Here is a 16,003-nt window from a genome sequence, read left to right as displayed (position 1 = left end):
GGGACGTCGTCGACGTGGCCAGTTTTAGCACTGTATGGTAACGGTTGCGACTTGGGTCATTGCAACCGAATCGGGGCGGGGTGGCCTATGCGCCAGGGTTCAGGGCAGTAGCGACAGTGCTCGGAGTTGGACCCGAAAACGGTTGTTTAGTATTTACTACGGATGTGAGGAGGTGGCGGAATTTAGAGGCGCGCGAATATTACTGATACGGAATTGGTACGGCGGATTCAGAACAGACCTGTTGGCCTTTATTTGCCGCGGCGGGACCGTTAGCACGCACAATCCATCATCGGACAGCTGGATTCTGCCGCTCACATTGGCATCAAATTTTTGCTCCGCAACCATCCTACTGAGCCCCGGAGAACAGGGCGTCTTAAAGGATTTTTTAACGTAGGCTTACGTAGCATTTAGTGAAATAAGTGTTTGAATAATAAAGAAAAATACCCGGACTTAAAATCCCCCGCTCGTAAGGGCGTGCCGGTTCGATTCCGGCTTCGGGCACCATACATATCAAAGGCCTGCATGAGGAAACTCATGCAGGCCTTTGTCGTTTCTGCTCCGCAATTCTTGATAGATGATCCTCGTCAACCTCAAGCCTGGTTCTGCCAGATTTTTGTAGCAGCGGTGCGCCGAACATAATCGCTGAAGTCGCGCGCGGGCCGGCCAAGTGCGCGCTGAACGCCATTGGCTAACGGCGTGTTGCGACCGTCGAGCACCGTGGTGAAGAGATAAAGCACCAGGTCAATCAACGGCGCAGGAAGTTGTGCCTGCTCCAGTGCCTGACGATATGCATCCGGCGGTACGGCGACGAAACTGATCTCGCGCCCGGTCCCTTGAGCAATCTCATCGACCGCTTGGGCAAAAGTCAGTGCCCGTGGCCCGGTCAATTCATAGAGTTGGCGTGAATGCCCCGGTTGGGTCAGTGCCTGGACTGCAATTTCGGCAATGTCCTCCACATCGACGAAGGGCTCCGCGATATTGCCGACGGGAAGGGCCAGTTCTCCTTCAAGAATGGGCTCCAGAAAATGCGCCTCGCTGAAGTTCTGGAAGAACCAGCTGGCCCGCAGGATCGTCCAGTCGACACCGCTGTTTTGAATGACGCGTTCGGCTTGTTCCGCTTCAACCTCGCCACGTCCGGACAGCAGAACCAATTTGCCGACGCCACGATCGACGGCCAGGTTGGTAAACGCCTGGATAGTATCGAGGGCGCCCGGAACGGCGAGGTCCGGTTGATAGGAAATGTAAACAGCGTGAACGCCATCAAGCGCCGCATCCCAGGTCCGTCGATTTTCCCAGTCAAAGGGAGGATTCGCGCCGCGAGAACCCAAGCGCACGGGCAATCCTGCGGCCTGGAGATGCTGGGTGATCCTGCGCCCTGTTTTACCGGTCGCACCGAGAACGAGGAGGGTGTCCTGAGTGGTTTTCATCGCGTTCATCTCCATCGGGTTAATGTGAGGAATACTCACGTTAAGAAGATGATAAACGCTCATGTTCTACCGTCAACCAATGTTAAGGAGGAAACCGACATACGGATGCAACCACTTGGGAGCGTTCGCGGGTGGTGCTAAGGTGAGTGCTTGTCATGTTATTGATCGGAATCACGCCAGTGCCAAAGAAAGCTGCCACCGGGCTCGAGCAACCTGTTACGGAGCCGACCCGCCGCAATCCCACGCAGCAACGCAGTCGCGAGCGGCAGGAGCGAATCCTGGCGGTGGCGAAGCAACTGATCGCAACCAAGGGCAGCGACCAGGTAAAAATGAGCGAAATTGCCGAATGCTCGGAGATCTCGATCGGATCGCTTTATCAGTACTTCCCTGACAAGAGCTCGGTCATTCGCACACTGGCCGAGCGCTATAACGCGGCAAGCCGTCGTTGTATCGAAGAGGCGCTGGTGACGGTGCAAGATGCGCAAGGGTTGGCGGATGCCTATTCGGACCTGCTGGATCAGTATTACGAGATCGTTCAGGCCGAACCTGCGATGCGTGATATTTGGTCAGGCATGCAGGCAGACAAGCAGTTGCTGGCGTTGGAGCTGGAGGAGAGTCGTGTGGCGGGCGGCTTGCTGGCCGATGCGATGCTGCGGGTGTTTCCAGGCAGCGATGCGCAGCGGGTTGCTGATTCTGCCTTTCTGATCTGGCAGCTAGGTGAAGCGACTATGCGACTGGCCATTTCTTGTGCGCCCGAAGAGGGCCGGCGGTTGTTTGAAGCCTTCAAGCGCATGTCGCTCGCTGAAATCATGGAGCCGGCGAACCTGAACACGTGCGACTCATCAACAGACCTGTCAGGGCCAATCCCCCGGTGAGAGCGAGCCGGCTCGCGATGGTTGAAGGTCAGTCACATCAATGTTGAATGTGCTGCCCTCATCGCGAGCGGGTTCTCTCCCGCATGAGATCTTTCCTGGCGCAGTTTTTAAACGAAAGGCTGGCCGGTAAAACCACGGGGTAACCTTTGCAATCCGGCCATGGCGGTCAACCGTTGTACCCAGGCGGCGCGCCAGTCATTGGCGGTGTGAGTGACTTTGGCCTTACGCGCAGCACGGCGTGCTGCGTTACGTTCGGCTTTGCGCGCGTCCTTGAACGCGTCGGTGTTGCGGCAGCTTCTGCACTTTACGCGGGTCAATTCGCTGGTTGATGTGAGATTGCTGCCTTTGTGACCGCAGGCCAGATGCCCGCTGACTTTGAAGTGAGTGACCATGGGACGTCTCCTTCGTGACGTGTGACTGTTTGACCTCCATCTAATGAAGACGTTCGTTGGCTGCCCAGCGGGCAAAAAAATGGCCTGCATGCGGGCAGGCCAAGGGGTTCATCAAAGGAGTGAACCCACTGTAGGGTGTGTGTTGTGAACGTTACGTGAAAAGAAGTCACAAAAAATCCCGGCGTCAGGCCAGGTGGGGTTTGGAGAAAAAGATAATCAGACAGGCAAGGACGCGCTGACGATGAAGTCGCCGTTCACACGTCCTGGATCAGGCCCTGTTCTTGAATCGCGCGCCCAGATCGAATCATCTGAACCGTGGAAGAGGCGGGTCGACAGGTTTTAACGAAGACAGAGTGTTTCGAATCAGTGGCGCGTCTTTTTCAATGTCGTTCAGGCGGTCACGAATTCTGAGGGCTGTCGGATGCCCTCCTTGATGGTCTACCCAATCGGCAATCTCCTTGCACGCAGCGGCAAGTCGAGCCTGGCGGGAGTCGAGCAGGGTAAGCAGGGTGGTGATGGACTCTTTTTCGGACATGGCAAACACCTCCGTTCAAGAAACCTGACAAATAGCAGCAAAAAGCCCGCTGGGTGCGAGCTTTCTGCCGATGGGGTCGCTGGTCCTTCAGCTGATTTCAGTATAGACCCGGACTTCAGGCTTGTCGGGCCGTCACTTGTGACCTGGTATTGAGCTGCCGGCATTCACGTCGGGCATCTTCTTCAAGATCGAAGCCGTCACCAATAAAGCCACGGGTGCGGGTATCTTCAATGCGATACCAGACGGCGGCGTCGGGTGGCGGGTGGCCGGCTTCTCCGGCCCGGCGGCCATGAATGATGATCTTGTTGCAACGCTTCACAACGAAAATGTCTTCCATGGCGTCACCGCAGCTGATTCATGTCCACATCAACTATAGAAGTTCTTTGCAATCGTGCAAAAAATGGACGGGTCATTTTGTCGATTCTGCCTCAGCGATCATTTTCTCCAGATACATGGCGAGCCCGACTTCTTCTGCCCTGAGACCTTTACGCAGTCTCGGCCGCGGCAGTTGGGCCAAGGCACCGAGCATAAAACCTTCGAGCACCGCCGGGTGGATGTAGCACTTGCGGCACACGGCCGGGGTGTTACCGAGTTGCCTGGCAACGTTCTTGACCATCTCGACCACATGCCGTTTCGCGTCCGACTCAGGCTCCCACTGCAACTCACGCAGCACCGACAACGCCAGGACGCTCCCGGCCCATGTCCGATAATCCTTGGCCGTGAAGTCGGCGCCGGTGAGGCTTTGCAGGTAGGCATTGACATCTGAGGAGCTGACGGTGTGTCGCTCGCCATTTTCGTCCAGGTATTGGAAAAGGTCTTGCCCGGGAATCTCCAGGCAGCGCTTGATAATTCGCGCCAGGCGTCGGTCTTTCACGGTGATCTGGTGTTCGACACCACTCTTGCCGCGAAACTGGAACAGGATCGCGCTGCCGTTGACCTCGACGTGACGGCTGCGCAGGGTGGTCAGGCCATAGGAGCGATTTTCCCGGGCGTATTGCGTGTTGCCGACTCGGATCAGCGTCGCATCGAGCAAGGTAATCACGGTGGCCATGACTTTATCTCGGCTGAAACCCGGAGCGTCCAGCAGCGTTTCAAGCTGTTTGCGCAGCTTCGGCAGTGCCAGGCCAAAGTCCCGCAGGCGTGAGTATTTATCGGCATCGCGCACTTCGCGCCAACGCGCGTGATAACGGTATTGCTTGCGACCGCGAGCGTCACGGCCGGTGGCTTGCAAATGACCACGTGGGTCGGCGCAGATCCACACATTGGTATAGGCCGGCGGCACGGCAAGGGCGTTGAGGCGCTTGATTTCGTCGGGATCGGTAATGCGCTGGCCCGCAGGATCGAAGTAGCAGAATTTGCCGCGCAAGCGTTTGCGGGTGATTCCAGGCTGCGTGTCGTCGACGTAGTGCAGGTCGGGTGGCAGCACATCGGGCAGCGCGGTATCGGGCATGGCAAAAAATCCTTGGCGACGAAGTCAGGGGGCCTGTACAGCCATTGACCGCGTCCATTCGCCGTGGTGCCGACGAATTTACGCCAGCACGGCCACCGCTTTGATCTGCGCCCAGAGTTGCTGGCCGGGGTGCACGCCCAGTTGGTCCCGGGAGTAGCGGGTGATGCGTGCCAGCAGCGGTGTGCCGGCCGCATTCAGGCGGATCAGCACGTGGGCGGCGTTATCGGCGCCGATTTCGCTGATCACCGTCACCGGCAAGCGATTGAGGATGCTGCTGTGCTCGACGCCTTGCAGGCTCAGGCTGACATCCCGCGCCTGGACCTTGCAACGCAGCGCCTGGCCTTGGGTCATCGGAGCGTGCGCCACGCGAATGCTCAGATCGGTATCGGGCAGCTGCAGCGTCAGCAACTGATAGTGCGGGTCATAGGCGCTGACATGGCCTTCAATCACCACGCCCGCATCGTCGCCCAGCGCCAGGGGCAAATCGAGACGCGCCAGGGTTTCACCGATTGGTCCGCTGGCCAGCGCCTTGCCGTCGCTGAGCAGGACGATGTGGTCGGCCAGTCGGGCGACCTCATCCTGTGAGTGGCTGACGTACAGCACCGGGATATCGAGTTCATCGTGCAGGCGTTGCAGATAAGGCAGGATTTCGTTTTTGCGCTGGCTATCCAGCGCCGCCAGCGGTTCGTCCATCAGCAACAGTTTGGGGCTGGTGAGCAGCGCGCGGGCGATGCCGATTCGTTGCCGTTCGCCTCCGGACAGGTGCTGCGGATGGCGGTCCAGCAGATGACCAATGCCCAACAGTTCAGTGGCATGCGCCATGTCAACCCGGCGTTGCTGCCTGGGGATGCGCTTCAGCCCGAACTCCAGATTGGCCAGCACCGAAAGGTGAGGAAACAGGCTGGCCTCCTGAAAAACATACCCCAGCGCACGTTTATGCGGCGGTACGAAAATCTTCTTGTCACTGTCCTGCCAGACTTCATCGTTGACCTGAATAAAGCCCTGTTCGGCCTGCTCCAGACCGGCGATACAGCGCAGGCACGTGGTCTTGCCTGACCCGGAATGGCCGTAAAGTGCCGTTACACCGCGGCCGGGCAATTGCAGATCCACCTCCAGGGTGAATCCTGAATAAGTCAGTTTAAGGCGCATATGAATCATCGATCAGCTCCAGCCCGCTTTGGTTTTACGGCTGGAATAGAGCGCCAGCAATACGGCAAAGGAGAACACCAGCATTGCCCCGGCGAGCCAATGGGCCTGGGCATATTCCATGGCTTCAACGTGATCGTAGATCTGCACCGAGACCACGCGGGTCTTGTCGGGAATGTTGCCGCCGATCATCAGCACCACGCCGAACTCGCCGACAGTGTGGGCGAAACCGAGAATGGCCGCGGTGATGAAGCCGGGGCGAGCCAGCGGCAGAATCACGCTGAAAAAGGTGTCCCATGGATTGGCGCGCAAGGTGGCGGCCACTTCCAGCGGGCGGGTGCCAATGGCGGAAAAGGCGTTTTGCAGCGGCTGGACCACGAACGGCATCGAGTACAGCACCGAACCGATCACCAGTCCCGCAAAACTGAATGTGAGCGTGCCGAGCCCCAGTGACTGGGTGAATTGGCCGACAAAGCCGTTAGGGCCGAGCGCCAACAACAAATAAAAGCCAATCACCGTGGGCGGCAGGACCAGGGGCAGGGCGACAATTGCCCCGACCGGGCCGCGCAACCACGAGCGGGTGCGCGACAGCCATAACGCAATCGGAGTGCCGATGATCAACAGGATAACCGTCGTCAGGGACGCCAGTTTCAGGGTCAGCCAGATGGCGGAAAAGTCGGCACTCGTCAGCGTCATTTAGAGTTGGTAACCGTAGGACTTGATAATGGCGGCGGCTTTCGGCCCCTTGAGGTAGTCAGCCAGTGCCTTGGCGGCCGGGTTGTCCTTGCCCTTGTTGAGGATCACCGCGTCTTGTTTGATCGGGTCGTGCATGTCGGCCGGGACGATCCAGGCCGAACCGCCGGTGACTTTGCCGTCTTTGTAGATCTGCGACAAGGCCACGAAGCCGAGTTCAGCGTTGCCGGTGGAAACGAACTGATAGGCCTGGGTGATGTTCTGGCCTTCAACGAGCTTGTCTTTGACCTTCTCGGTCAGGCCCAGTTTGGCCAGCACCTGAGTGGCGGCAAGGCCATAAGGCGCGGCTTTCGGGTTGGCGATGGAAAGGTGCTTGTATTCGTTCCTTTTCAACACATCGCCCCTGGCATCGACGTAATCCTCCTTGGCTGACCACAGTGCCAGCGTGCCTACGGCGTAGGTGAAGCGCGAACCCTTGACGGTGTCGCCTTCAGCTTCGAGTTTTTGCGGGGTGGTGTCGTCGGCAGAGAGGAACACTTCGAACGGCGCGCCATTCTTGATCTGGGCGTAGAACTGACCGGTTGCACCAACGGAGGTGACCAGTTTATGCCCGGTGTCTTTTTCGAAATCGGCGGCGATGGCCTGGATCGGCGCGGTGAAGTTGGCGGCGACGGCCACCTGGACTTCGCCTGCCTGAGCGGAGCCGAACGCGAAGACGGCGAGCAGGCTTGCGAGGCAGGCCGGGGCAAAACGTGAGGCACGCATGGGCATGAAACGGCTCCGTGATAGGCGAATGCAACGAGGGGGCGAAACGCTATATATCGAAATATATAGCGTAATGCCCGCAAACGGAATGTGTTGGAGCCGAGTCTGTGAAATTGCGTGATCCTGGAGCAGCAGGCTACAGCAGCGTGCTTCAGCGACGGAGCAACTTGGCCAAACCTTCCTCCGCCAAACGCCGAGTCAGCTCTGCCGTACTCACTTCAACGCCCAACGTGAATGCCTGCCCAGCCCAGAGATTGCTGAAATCCGCTTCGCCCTTGGCCCGCAACGGCATCAACGCACCACCGGCCAACGGGAAGGCCGGGGCTTTATCGCTCATGGGGCCGAGTTCGCGCATCACCCGATTGAGGATTCCTCGTGCTGGGCGGCCGGTGAAAAGATTGGTCACCGCCGTCTCGCTTTCCTTGGCCGTGCGCAACGCCTTGTGGTGAGACGCGCTGACCTTGGCCTCTGGCGTGAACAGGTAAGCCGTCCCCACCTGCACCGCCGAAGCGCCCAACAGAAAAGCTGCCGCCACCCCCCGCGCATCACTGATCCCGCCCGCTGCAATCACCGGCACTTTCACCGCATCGACGACCTGAGGCACGAGGGCGAATGTGCCGACCTGACTGCTCAAGTCATCGCTGAGGAACATTCCCCGATGTCCGCCTGCCTCGTAGCCCATGGCGATGATCGCGTCGCAGCCATGTTGTTCCAGCCAGACGGCTTCTTCGACGGTGGTCGCCGAGGAAAGAATTTTCGCCCCGGTGGCTTTTACCCGATCCAGCAGTGATTGTTCCGGCAGGCCGAAGTGAAAACTCACGACTTCGGGACGGAATTCTTCGAGCACTTCGCAGGCGGCGTTATCGAACGGCGCGCGATTGGATACCGGTGTGGGGGCCTCGAAATCGACGCCCAGTTCTCGATAATACGGTTCCAGAAGGTTTTTCCATTCCCGAGCCCGTTGCTCATCGGCAGCCGGGGGCTGATGGCAAAAATAGTTGATATTGAACGGACGCTGGCTCTGTTGGCGGATCGTCTTCAGCTCTTCGCGCAACTGCTCGATGCTCAGCATCGCCGCGGGCATCGAGCCCAGGCCGCCAGCGTTACTCGCGGCGATAACCATGGCCGAGCCGGTAGCGCCGGCCATAGGAGCCTGGATGATCGGCAGTTCGATGCCGAGCAGGTCAAGAATACGGGTGTCTGGCCATTGGCTCATTTCAATGATTCTCCGGCGGATAGAACCGGTTTTTTACCAGCAATGGTTGATGCAGAGCCAGTCGACTTTTGTATCCGGGACGTTTTCCGTTATTCAAGGGCCTTAAAAAAAGGCGTAACCGCACGTCATGGTAGCGCTCGGTGCATCGTAGGTTTGGCTAAAGTCTTGTACGGCGAGATGTTTCTTTGTGGTATTTCAATGCCCCCACAACCGGATCGATTGCATTGAGAGGCAATGATGTTCAAAGGTATTTTGATCGACAAAGACGACAGCGGTTACCGGGCCACACTGCAAGAGATCAATGACGATCAACTGCCCGAGGGCGATGTGACAGTGCGGGTCGCGTACAGCACGTTGAACTTCAAGGATGGCCTGGCGATCACCGGCAGCAGCCCGGTGGTCAGGAAATTCCCCATGGTGCCGGGGATCGACCTGGCCGGTACGGTCGAAGTCAGCGGGCATCCGGACTACAAGGTCGGTGACCAGGTCTTGCTCAATGGGTGGGGCGTAGGCGAAGGGCACTGGGGCGGGCTCGCCCAAAAAGCACGTCTGAAGGGCGACTGGCTGATCCCGCTGCCCAAGGAATTCACCGCGGCTCAAGCCATGGCAATCGGCACGGCCGGTTACACGGCGATGCTGTGCATCCTGGCGCTGGAACATAATGGTGTCACGCCTGAGCAGGGCGAAGTCCTGGTCACCGGGGCCAACGGCGGCGTAGGCAGTTTCGCCATCGCGCTGCTGAGCAAGCTTGGCTATAAAGTCGTAGCGTCCACGGGCCGCACCGCCGAGCACGATTACCTCAAGCAACTGGGCGCCAGCGAGATCATTGATCGCGTCACTCTGTCCGAGCCGGGCAAACCGCTGGCCAAGGAACGCTGGGCGGCGGTGATCGACTCGGTCGGCAGCCACACGCTGGCCAACGCCTGCGCCAGCACCAAGGCCAATGGCACGGTCGCCGCCTGTGGTCTTGCACAAGGCATGGATTTCCCTGCCTCCGTCGCGCCGTTCATTTTGCGTGGCGTGACGTTGGCCGGGATCAACAGCGTGACCCAGCCCAAAGCCAAGCGGATGGAAGCCTGGAATCGGCTGGCCAAGGATCTGGACTTCGCGTTGCTGCCACTGATCAGCCATGAAATCGGCTTGAGCGAAGCCATCGATGCCGCACCGCGCTTGCTCGCCGGACAATTGCGCGGGCGGGTGGTGGTCGATGTGAATCGCTGATTACACGGTTTCGCGTTCCAGCAACTGACGCTTGCGCTCGACACCCCAGCGATAGCCCGAGAGGTTGCCGTCGCTGCGCACCACGCGGTGGCACGGGATCGCCACTGCAATACTGTTCGCGCCGCAGGCCTGAGCCACGGCGCGCACGGCTTTGGGCGCGCCGATACGCTGAGCGATATCGGCGTAGCTGGCGGTGCTGCCTGAAGGAATCTCCCGCAGCGCCTGCCAGACCCGCTCTTGAAAAGCGGTGCCGCGCACGTCCAGCGGCAAATCCAGGCCAATTGCCGGGGCTTCGATAAAACCGACAACCTTGGCAATCAACTGCTCGAACGCGTGATCGGCGCCAATCAGATTCGCACGCCGAAACTTGTCCTGCAGATCGCAAACCAGTTGATGCGGATCATCCCCCAGCAGGATCGCGCAAACACCGCGTTCACTTTGCGCCACCAGAATGGCCCCCAGGGAACACTGGCCAACGGCAAAACGAATGTCGTTGTTCTGGCCCGCCGCACGGTAATCCCCCGGCTTCATGCCCAGCAGTTTATCGGCCGATTCATAGAAGCGGCTGTTGGAGTTGAAACCGGCGTCATACAGGGCGTCGGTGACTGAGCCGCCGTCGGCCAGGCGTTCGCGCACTTTGCGGGAACGATGGGCGGTGGCGTACCCCTTGGGTGTCAGCCCGGTCACGGCTTTGAACACGCGGTGGAAATGGAAGCTGCTCAGGCCCGCTGCCTGCGCCAGCTCACTTAACGCAGGCGGATTTTCGGCGGATTCGATGTGGCGGCAGGCGACAGCGACGGTTGCGGCGTGTTGTGCGGCGACATCGCTTTGATCCTTCGTGGCCCGTTTGCTGGGACGATAGCCCGCCGCCAGGGCTTGTTCTGCCGTGTCGAAAAATTCGACATTCTGCGGTTTCGGCAAGCGCGCCAGGCTGCTGGGGCGGCAATAGATTCCGGTGGTTTTCACGGCGTAGACAAACTGCCCGTCGGCACCGGGATCCCGTGCAACGACGGCGGCCCAGCGAGGATCGTCCTCGGTGGCAATCCTGGTCGAATGAGTTGTCATGGTTTCATGTCCGTTGCCCCGTTTTTTTCAGATTAACAAGCCCCCGACACCACAGCACTCCGAGTCTTGCGGTTGAATTCGAGGGCTTCATCCGGCGGTTCGAAAGGTGAAGTTGATCCGTTGTTCACCCAGGCGCGGGTGATGGCCGTCCTTGATCGGCAGCACGCCGTGATAACGCAAACGATCGACGCCACCCCAGACCACGATATCGCCATGCAGCAACGGTACACGCTGGCTTTTATCGCTTCGTTCAAACCCGCCGAACAGGAACATGGCCGGCAATCCCAATGACACCGACACGATCGGTGCGGCGTAGGAACCTTCGTTCTTGTCCTGGTGCAATGACATCTTGGCCCCGGGGACATAGCGGTTGATCAGGCAGGAGTCAGGGGCAAACCCGGCAAATCCCGCTTCCCGTGCCGCCGCTTGTGCCAGTTCGAAAAACACGTCGGGCATCTCGGGCCAGGGGCGTCCGGTCTGTGGGTCATTGCGCGTATACCGGTAGCCGCTGCGGTCGGTGGTCCAGCCCCAGGTGCCACAACTGCTCAAGGCCACCGACATGGTAAAGCCGCCGGGCGTGACCATCTGCCGAAACGGAGCGGCCGCCAGAACGGCTTCAAGTGCTGGCAACAATCGATCGAGCCGGGGTAGGGCATAGCCGCGCAAGACGAAGGACTGTTCACCGATCTGCTCACGTCTGGGCTCCTGCTCGGGTTCGGCATCGGCAAAAAGATCGAAAGTGGTCGGGCTCATGGGGTCATAACGCATCGTGAAAGATGATTCCAAGGGTATGCCGTTTTCCGCTGTGCAGGCGACTTACGCCGTGACGCATGGTCACTCGGTAATAGCCGCGAACGCCTTTGACCGGTCGCTGGCTCACAGCAAAGATCAGACCATCGCCTTTCTTCAGGCGGATCACCTGCGGGCGTGACTGCATCCGCGGGCGTTGTTCGGTTAGCACAAACTCACCGCCGGTAAAGTCTTCGTCCGGTTCCGACAGAAGAATCGCCACCTGCAGCGGGAACACGTGTTCGCCGTACAGATCCTGGTGCAAACAGTTGTAGTCCTGCGGGCCATATTGCAGCAATAACGGAGTTGGGCGTTCCTGACCGGCGGCATGGCAGCGTTGCAGAAATGCTTCGTGGGTTGCGGGGAAACGGGTTGGCAAGTCCATGCATTCATACCAGCGGTTGGCGATCGGCACCAGTCGAGGGTAGAGCGCACGGCGCAAGCGGGCGACTGTGTCCGGCAAGGGGTAGTTGAAATACTTGTACTCGCCACGGCCAAAACCGTGTCGCGCCATGATCACTTGAGAGCGGAAGGGCGCTGACTGGGTATAGAGCGCACTGACGTCATCGCACGCCTGCGCACTCAACAGCGACTTGATGACAGCGCAGCCATCCTGATCGATTTGTTGCCCCAGGGCTGCCCAGTCCAGCGCATCGAAGGTTTGCTCGCTCATCGCTGAGCCTCGCGATCCAGCAACTGCCGTTTGCGCTCCAGTCCCCAGCGATAACCGCCGAGGCTGCCGTCCTGGCGCAGCACCCGATGGCAAGGCACGATAACGGCCACCGGGTTGGCCCCACAGGCATTCGCTACCGCCCGGGAAGCGCTGGGCTGACCCAGACGCTGGGCGATATCACGGTAGCTGGCGGTTTCACCGACGGGGATTTTCCGCAGGACTTCCCAGACTCGCCGTTGAAATACGCTGCCGCTCAGGTGCAGTGGGAGATCGAGTGCGGTGTGTGGGTTTTCGAGGTGGCGCAGGGTTTGCTCCAGGGCCGGCATCAAACCTTCATCGCGCTGCGGCGGTGGCGGGCCAGGGAAGCGCCGCGCCAGATCGCGTTCGAGCGAGATCAAGTCTTCACCGAGCAGCAACGCGCACAGGCCCTCGGCGCTGAACGCCAGCAACAAGACGCCTAGGCTGGAAGTGCCGCTGATGTAGCGAATCGGGGAGGTAGACATGTTCTGACTCCTTAACCAAAGGTCGAGGTGGCCAGTCTAAGGGGCGCCAAGGGAGTGAACACTCCGGCGCTTGCGGTCGAATTCAAGACGGGCGCGGAGCATGACGTCCTTGTTGTCGCTCCGGGTGCCGGGTCGCGTTACAGTGCTTTGCTGACGGCAATGTCGCTGATGACGTCGTCGCTCGAACCATGAATGGCGTCCAGCGCAGCTTTGGCTTCTTCTTCAGTGCCTTTTTCGAGCTGGGCAAATTCGAAGCGGCGTTCGCCGTTGAGTTTGTATTTGATGACGTACTTGGTCGTTTGGGCCACGGTCATACCTGCTTTTATTCGTGTGGGAGCGTCACTCAGCTCAGTTTCGTGCTGGAGCGACGGATGATCTTGATCGAGTGCGTCAGGGTCGGTTTGCGGGTCACGCTGATCGGACGGCGGTTGACCGTATCGATGGTGATGTTCCAGAAACCGGTGCTCGGTGCAGTAATCCGGGCCGGGAAAGTATCGAACGCACCGCCGTGGTAAGTGTGACGGCCGCCGTTCTTGAAGCTGCGGAAGTTGGCGTCGTTCATCAAGCGGATGTTGCATGTTTGGGAGCACTGGATGACGACGATGTCGTCTTCGTTGAGGTGCTCGCGCTGGTGGATAAATTTCATGAGGCGCCTCCAGAAGGGCTTTTTCTACAAAATCAAAACGATAGCATGGGCGATTGGCGCAGTTTATCAGCCCGAACAGGTTATTATCCGGTCGTCGAGGTTCGCTTTGACAATTAAAAACAGTTATTCGGAATTCTATGAGCGATAAACGCAGCGAGCCTCGGAGAAAATCAGCATTTGTGCTGTCGGAGGGTCTTTATCGGAGGTTTTGTATGAAGTGGGGTGTGTTGGCCTTGCCGTTGGCATTGGTGATGAGTGGCTGTGCGAATGTCTCGGAGATTAATGAGACGTTGCCTACCATGAACGTGATCTCAGGCAAAAAGCCCAATGAATACGCGCAATGCCTGGTCGAAAAACTGGCCGACAGTCGTGGCGCCCTGCAACTGGAGTCAACCAAGGACGGGATGCGCGTCATCGTGCCGGCGAAATTCTCATCGGCCCCGGCAGCCGTGTTCGACATCGAAGACCGTTCGGGTGGCAGTGGTATAAAGCTGCATGAGCGTATGTCCAATGTGCCGGTGCGTCCTAAAGACGTGCAGAAAGCCGCCAACGCTTGCATTTCCGGCTGATAGACTAGCCACCGTTCACACCGATGCCGTCAAAGTCATGCTTTGGCGGCATTGTCTTTTCTGGAGTCGAGCATGAAGCGAGAGCAGGTACAGGAACGCCATGCAGAGGGACTGATCTCTGCCACCCACGTCATTCAAAATCCCGCGAACCCGGGGGAATGGATCGTGTTTTTCAAGAAGAGCGCCGGGCGCAGCTATTTTCTGGTGGATGATAACGATGAGGTCGAGTCGTTTGCTCGTCTCGACGATTTGATCGAGACCGTGCGTGGTCTCGGAATCAAATTTGCGGAAATTCACATGTAGGGCAGGGCGCCCTACTTGCAGACCACCACGACACTGCGGTTCTTGAAGTTGCCGACATCGACCCCCAGGGTTTTGTCGCTTTCCTTGGTGGAAGGCGATCCGTCGGTGCCGACGATCCGGTAGCCGGTCCCCGCGCAAGAGGCATCGGCTTTTTCATAGCACGTGGCCCAGGAGTTGGCTTCGCCGGAGCAGTCGATTGCCAGGCCTTGCTCTCCGTTGTTCAGGTACATTTTCTCGGAAGTGGCGCAGCCGCTCAGGGCCAGGATTGCAATCAGGGGCAAAAATTTAGTCATGTCGTTGTCGTCGTCAGGATGATGGGGCTAAGCCTGTGACAGCGCAGGCAGCAAAAGGTTATAGCGAATGGCCACTTGTTTGTACCTGGCCACAAAAAAGCCCTGCTCAATGGCAGGGCTCAGCGAGTGCCGCAGGATATCAGTCCTGACTCTTGCCGCGTCGCTTCGGCGCGGGGGGGGTGTAGTCAAGCACCGACGCCACTTCAACCGCCATCGCTTCGCTGGGTAACGGCCCGGAAACATCTTCGCCATTGGCGGCGGTAATGTGCCACTGGCCATCTTTTCCTTTGTCGACCGTGTACCCGTTGATGATTTTTGCTACGGTCATCTATCTGTCTCGTTCACTGGTTCAAAGTCGCCATGATACCGGCAAATGCTCGCATTGGGGGACGATAAGCGTATGGTGGTCGAGTTTGTCGGCCTCTTTGAGCTACGCTGATTTGACCGCGTGAAAATGTGGATTGAACTATCCGCGGGAATATTTCTCTATGATGGCATCGGTTAGCCAGCGCGGGGCATTGTAAGGTGCACGCCGCCTGATTAGACTGCGCCGAAACTCGTACACACAGCCCTTTCAAGGACTTATATGATCAAGAAATGCTTGTTCCCAGCAGCCGGTTACGGTACTCGCTTCCTGCCAGCGACTAAAGCCATGCCCAAAGAAATGCTGCCGGTGGTAAACAAGCCACTGATCCAGTACGGCGTCGAAGAAGCACTGGACGCTGGTTTGACTGAAATCTCCATCGTCACCGGTCGCGGCAAACGCGCCCTGGAAGACCACTTCGACATCAGCTACGAGCTGGAAAACCAGATCAAGGGCACCGACAAAGAGAAGTACCTGGTCGGCATCCGCAAGCTGCTCGACAACTGCTCGTTCTCCTACACCCGCCAGACCGAAATGAAAGGCCTGGGCCACGCGATTCTGACCGGTCGCCCACTGATCGGCGACGAACCGTTCGCCGTGGTGCTGGCGGATGACTTGTGCGTCAACCTCGAAGGCGACGGCGTACTGACCCAGATGGTCAAACTGTACAAGCAGTTCCGCTGCTCGATCGTTGCCATCCAGGAAGTCGACCCGCAAGAAACTCACAAGTACGGCGTGATTGCCGGTGAGATGATCCGCGATGACATCTACCGTGTTCACAGCATGGTCGAGAAGCCAAAGCCTGAAGATGCACCGTCGAACCTGGCGATCATCGGTCGTTACATCCTGACGCCGGACATCTTCGACCTGATCGAACAAACCGAGCCAGGCAAGGGTGGTGAAATCCAGATCACCGACGCCCTGATGAAGCAAGCCCAGAACGGCTGCGTCATGGCTTACAAGTTCAAAGGCAAGCGTTTCGACTGCGGTGGCGCTGAAGGCTACATCGACGCGACCAACTTCTGCTTCGAGAACTTCTACAAGACTGGCAAGGCTTACTGATAGCGCTTGACCTGCT

The 16,003-nt window shown here is 58.6% G+C and carries 22 protein-coding genes; 5 read left to right on the top strand and 17 right to left on the bottom strand.

The annotated features are described in order from the left end of the window. Positions 1-590: 590 nt before the first annotated feature. Complete coding sequence (locus tag QMX98_RS00935) at positions 591-1,427, bottom strand: NAD(P)H-binding protein (RefSeq protein ID WP_282410124.1); 837 nt, start codon at positions 1,425-1,427, stop codon at positions 591-593. A gap of 155 nt (positions 1,428-1,582) precedes the next feature. Between QMX98_RS00935 and QMX98_RS00930 the strand changes: the two genes are divergently transcribed. After that, complete coding sequence (locus QMX98_RS00930; protein WP_282410057.1) at positions 1,583-2,302, top strand: TetR/AcrR family transcriptional regulator; 720 nt, start codon at positions 1,583-1,585, stop codon at positions 2,300-2,302. Between the two features lie 107 nt (positions 2,303-2,409). Here QMX98_RS00930 and QMX98_RS00925 read toward each other — a convergent pair whose 3' ends face one another. The 8 genes from QMX98_RS00925 to QMX98_RS00890 all read right to left on the bottom strand — a co-directional run bounded on the left by QMX98_RS00925 (position 2,410) and on the right by QMX98_RS00890 (position 8,499). Next, positions 2,410-2,694: a hypothetical protein gene (locus QMX98_RS00925; protein ID WP_010460748.1), complete on the bottom strand. Its 285-nt coding sequence runs from the start codon at positions 2,692-2,694 to the stop codon at positions 2,410-2,412. A 304-nt stretch (positions 2,695-2,998) separates the two neighbouring features. Further along, on the bottom strand, positions 2,999-3,229 hold the full coding sequence (locus QMX98_RS00920; RefSeq protein ID WP_010460746.1) for a hypothetical protein: 231 nt from the start codon (positions 3,227-3,229) through the stop codon (positions 2,999-3,001). A gap of 115 nt (positions 3,230-3,344) precedes the next feature. Further along, entirely contained in the window at positions 3,345-3,566 is a 222-nt protein-coding gene (locus tag QMX98_RS00915) for a hypothetical protein (protein ID WP_077747731.1), read from the bottom strand. Between the two features lie 72 nt (positions 3,567-3,638). Further along, complete coding sequence (locus QMX98_RS00910; protein ID WP_282410056.1) at positions 3,639-4,679, bottom strand: DNA topoisomerase IB; 1,041 nt, start codon at positions 4,677-4,679, stop codon at positions 3,639-3,641. A 78-nt stretch (positions 4,680-4,757) separates the two neighbouring features. Then, positions 4,758-5,837, bottom strand: coding sequence for a molybdenum ABC transporter ATP-binding protein (modC, locus tag QMX98_RS00905; protein WP_282410055.1), 1,080 nt, complete (start codon positions 5,835-5,837; stop codon positions 4,758-4,760). 3 nt (positions 5,838-5,840) lie between these two features. Next, complete coding sequence (gene modB, locus QMX98_RS00900; protein ID WP_077747734.1) at positions 5,841-6,521, bottom strand: molybdate ABC transporter permease subunit; 681 nt, start codon at positions 6,519-6,521, stop codon at positions 5,841-5,843. Continuing rightward, positions 6,522-7,289, bottom strand: coding sequence for a molybdate ABC transporter substrate-binding protein (gene modA, locus QMX98_RS00895; protein ID WP_282410054.1), 768 nt, complete (start codon positions 7,287-7,289; stop codon positions 6,522-6,524). Positions 7,290-7,434: 145 nt separating this feature from the next. Further along, positions 7,435-8,499 (bottom strand): nitronate monooxygenase, encoded by a 1,065-nt coding sequence (locus QMX98_RS00890; protein WP_221106103.1) that lies wholly within the window; start codon positions 8,497-8,499, stop codon positions 7,435-7,437. A gap of 237 nt (positions 8,500-8,736) precedes the next feature. Between QMX98_RS00890 and QMX98_RS00885 the strand changes: the two genes are divergently transcribed. Then, positions 8,737-9,720 carry an MDR family oxidoreductase gene (locus tag QMX98_RS00885; protein WP_282410053.1) on the top strand — a complete coding sequence of 328 codons (984 nt, stop codon included), beginning with the start codon at positions 8,737-8,739 and terminating at the stop codon, positions 9,718-9,720. Here QMX98_RS00885 and ada read toward each other — a convergent pair whose 3' ends face one another. The 6 genes from ada to QMX98_RS00855 form a co-directional block, all read right to left on the bottom strand. After that, positions 9,721-10,785: a bifunctional DNA-binding transcriptional regulator/O6-methylguanine-DNA methyltransferase Ada gene (gene ada, locus QMX98_RS00880; protein ID WP_282410052.1), complete on the bottom strand. Its 1,065-nt coding sequence runs from the start codon at positions 10,783-10,785 to the stop codon at positions 9,721-9,723. Positions 10,786-10,872: 87 nt separating this feature from the next. Next, entirely contained in the window at positions 10,873-11,553 is a 681-nt protein-coding gene (gene alkB / locus QMX98_RS00875) for a DNA oxidative demethylase AlkB (protein ID WP_282410051.1), read from the bottom strand. Next, entirely contained in the window at positions 11,543-12,247 is a 705-nt protein-coding gene (locus tag QMX98_RS00870; RefSeq protein ID WP_154504839.1) for a 2OG-Fe(II) oxygenase, read from the bottom strand. The genes alkB and QMX98_RS00870 overlap by 11 nt, the downstream gene beginning before the upstream one ends. After that, a complete protein-coding gene (locus tag QMX98_RS00865) occupies positions 12,244-12,750 on the bottom strand; it encodes a methylated-DNA--[protein]-cysteine S-methyltransferase (protein WP_282410050.1) in 507 nt (168 codons plus the stop codon). The genes QMX98_RS00870 and QMX98_RS00865 overlap by 4 nt, the downstream gene beginning before the upstream one ends. A 137-nt stretch (positions 12,751-12,887) precedes the next feature. After that, the gene (locus tag QMX98_RS00860) at positions 12,888-13,064 is read right to left on the bottom strand and encodes a hypothetical protein (RefSeq protein WP_010460725.1); all 177 of its coding nucleotides are present in this window, start codon (positions 13,062-13,064) and stop codon (positions 12,888-12,890) included. A 29-nt stretch (positions 13,065-13,093) separates the two neighbouring features. Further along, positions 13,094-13,396 carry a DUF1883 domain-containing protein gene (locus QMX98_RS00855; RefSeq protein WP_007946189.1) on the bottom strand — a complete coding sequence of 101 codons (303 nt, stop codon included), beginning with the start codon at positions 13,394-13,396 and terminating at the stop codon, positions 13,094-13,096. Positions 13,397-13,608: 212 nt separating this feature from the next. Here QMX98_RS00855 and QMX98_RS00850 point away from each other — a divergent pair, with 212 nt between their 5' ends. Continuing rightward, positions 13,609-13,965: a hypothetical protein gene (locus QMX98_RS00850; protein WP_083376633.1), complete on the top strand. Its 357-nt coding sequence runs from the start codon at positions 13,609-13,611 to the stop codon at positions 13,963-13,965. Positions 13,966-14,037: 72 nt separating this feature from the next. Continuing rightward, on the top strand, positions 14,038-14,268 hold the full coding sequence (locus QMX98_RS00845) for a hypothetical protein (protein ID WP_010460721.1): 231 nt from the start codon (positions 14,038-14,040) through the stop codon (positions 14,266-14,268). A gap of 11 nt (positions 14,269-14,279) precedes the next feature. Here QMX98_RS00845 and QMX98_RS00840 read toward each other — a convergent pair whose 3' ends face one another. Continuing rightward, the gene (locus QMX98_RS00840; RefSeq protein WP_010460719.1) at positions 14,280-14,561 is read right to left on the bottom strand and encodes a hypothetical protein; all 282 of its coding nucleotides are present in this window, start codon (positions 14,559-14,561) and stop codon (positions 14,280-14,282) included. A gap of 139 nt (positions 14,562-14,700) precedes the next feature. Next, positions 14,701-14,889 carry a hypothetical protein gene (locus tag QMX98_RS00835; RefSeq protein ID WP_010460717.1) on the bottom strand — a complete coding sequence of 63 codons (189 nt, stop codon included), beginning with the start codon at positions 14,887-14,889 and terminating at the stop codon, positions 14,701-14,703. 258 nt (positions 14,890-15,147) lie between these two features. Between QMX98_RS00835 and galU the strand changes: the two genes are divergently transcribed. Further along, the gene (galU, locus tag QMX98_RS00830) at positions 15,148-15,987 is read left to right on the top strand and encodes a UTP--glucose-1-phosphate uridylyltransferase GalU (RefSeq protein WP_010460715.1); all 840 of its coding nucleotides are present in this window, start codon (positions 15,148-15,150) and stop codon (positions 15,985-15,987) included. The last annotated feature ends 16 nt before the right edge of the window (positions 15,988-16,003 follow it).

Source organism: Pseudomonas sp. PS02303 (assembly GCF_029959925.1).
Lineage (GTDB): Bacteria > Pseudomonadota > Gammaproteobacteria > Pseudomonadales > Pseudomonadaceae > Aquipseudomonas > Aquipseudomonas mandelii.
This window is presented reverse-complemented; position numbering and strand designations above follow the sequence as displayed.

Excerpts from the sequence above, each read along its gene's own strand:
- modC (WP_282410055.1), bottom strand. The coding sequence starts at position 5,837 with ATGATTCATATGCGCCTTAAACTGACTTATTCAGGATTCACCCTGGAG.
- galU (WP_010460715.1), top strand. The coding sequence starts at position 15,148 with ATGATCAAGAAATGCTTGTTCCCAGCAGCCGGTTACGGTACTCGCTTC.
- ada (WP_282410052.1), bottom strand. The coding sequence starts at position 10,785 with ATGACAACTCATTCGACCAGGATTGCCACCGAGGACGATCCTCGCTGG.
- QMX98_RS00915 (WP_077747731.1), bottom strand. The coding sequence starts at position 3,566 with ATGGAAGACATTTTCGTTGTGAAGCGTTGCAACAAGATCATCATTCAT.
- modA (WP_282410054.1), bottom strand. The coding sequence starts at position 7,289 with ATGCCCATGCGTGCCTCACGTTTTGCCCCGGCCTGCCTCGCAAGCCTG.
- QMX98_RS00845 (WP_010460721.1), top strand. The coding sequence starts at position 14,038 with ATGAAGCGAGAGCAGGTACAGGAACGCCATGCAGAGGGACTGATCTCT.
- QMX98_RS00890 (WP_221106103.1), bottom strand. The coding sequence starts at position 8,499 with ATGAGCCAATGGCCAGACACCCGTATTCTTGACCTGCTCGGCATCGAA.
- modB (WP_077747734.1), bottom strand. The coding sequence starts at position 6,521 with ATGACGCTGACGAGTGCCGACTTTTCCGCCATCTGGCTGACCCTGAAA.
- QMX98_RS00840 (WP_010460719.1), bottom strand. The coding sequence starts at position 14,561 with ATGACTAAATTTTTGCCCCTGATTGCAATCCTGGCCCTGAGCGGCTGC.
- alkB (WP_282410051.1), bottom strand. The coding sequence starts at position 11,553 with ATGCGTTATGACCCCATGAGCCCGACCACTTTCGATCTTTTTGCCGAT.
- QMX98_RS00850 (WP_083376633.1), top strand. The coding sequence starts at position 13,609 with ATGAAGTGGGGTGTGTTGGCCTTGCCGTTGGCATTGGTGATGAGTGGC.
- QMX98_RS00910 (WP_282410056.1), bottom strand. The coding sequence starts at position 4,679 with ATGCCCGATACCGCGCTGCCCGATGTGCTGCCACCCGACCTGCACTAC.
- QMX98_RS00935 (WP_282410124.1), bottom strand. The coding sequence starts at position 1,427 with ATGAAAACCACTCAGGACACCCTCCTCGTTCTCGGTGCGACCGGTAAA.
- QMX98_RS00835 (WP_010460717.1), bottom strand. The coding sequence starts at position 14,889 with ATGACCGTAGCAAAAATCATCAACGGGTACACGGTCGACAAAGGAAAA.
- QMX98_RS00870 (WP_154504839.1), bottom strand. The coding sequence starts at position 12,247 with ATGAGCGAGCAAACCTTCGATGCGCTGGACTGGGCAGCCCTGGGGCAA.
- QMX98_RS00885 (WP_282410053.1), top strand. The coding sequence starts at position 8,737 with ATGTTCAAAGGTATTTTGATCGACAAAGACGACAGCGGTTACCGGGCC.
- QMX98_RS00920 (WP_010460746.1), bottom strand. The coding sequence starts at position 3,229 with ATGTCCGAAAAAGAGTCCATCACCACCCTGCTTACCCTGCTCGACTCC.
- QMX98_RS00860 (WP_010460725.1), bottom strand. The coding sequence starts at position 13,064 with ATGACCGTGGCCCAAACGACCAAGTACGTCATCAAATACAAACTCAAC.
- QMX98_RS00865 (WP_282410050.1), bottom strand. The coding sequence starts at position 12,750 with ATGTCTACCTCCCCGATTCGCTACATCAGCGGCACTTCCAGCCTAGGC.
- QMX98_RS00855 (WP_007946189.1), bottom strand. The coding sequence starts at position 13,396 with ATGAAATTTATCCACCAGCGCGAGCACCTCAACGAAGACGACATCGTC.
- QMX98_RS00930 (WP_282410057.1), top strand. The coding sequence starts at position 1,583 with ATGTTATTGATCGGAATCACGCCAGTGCCAAAGAAAGCTGCCACCGGG.
- QMX98_RS00925 (WP_010460748.1), bottom strand. The coding sequence starts at position 2,694 with ATGGTCACTCACTTCAAAGTCAGCGGGCATCTGGCCTGCGGTCACAAA.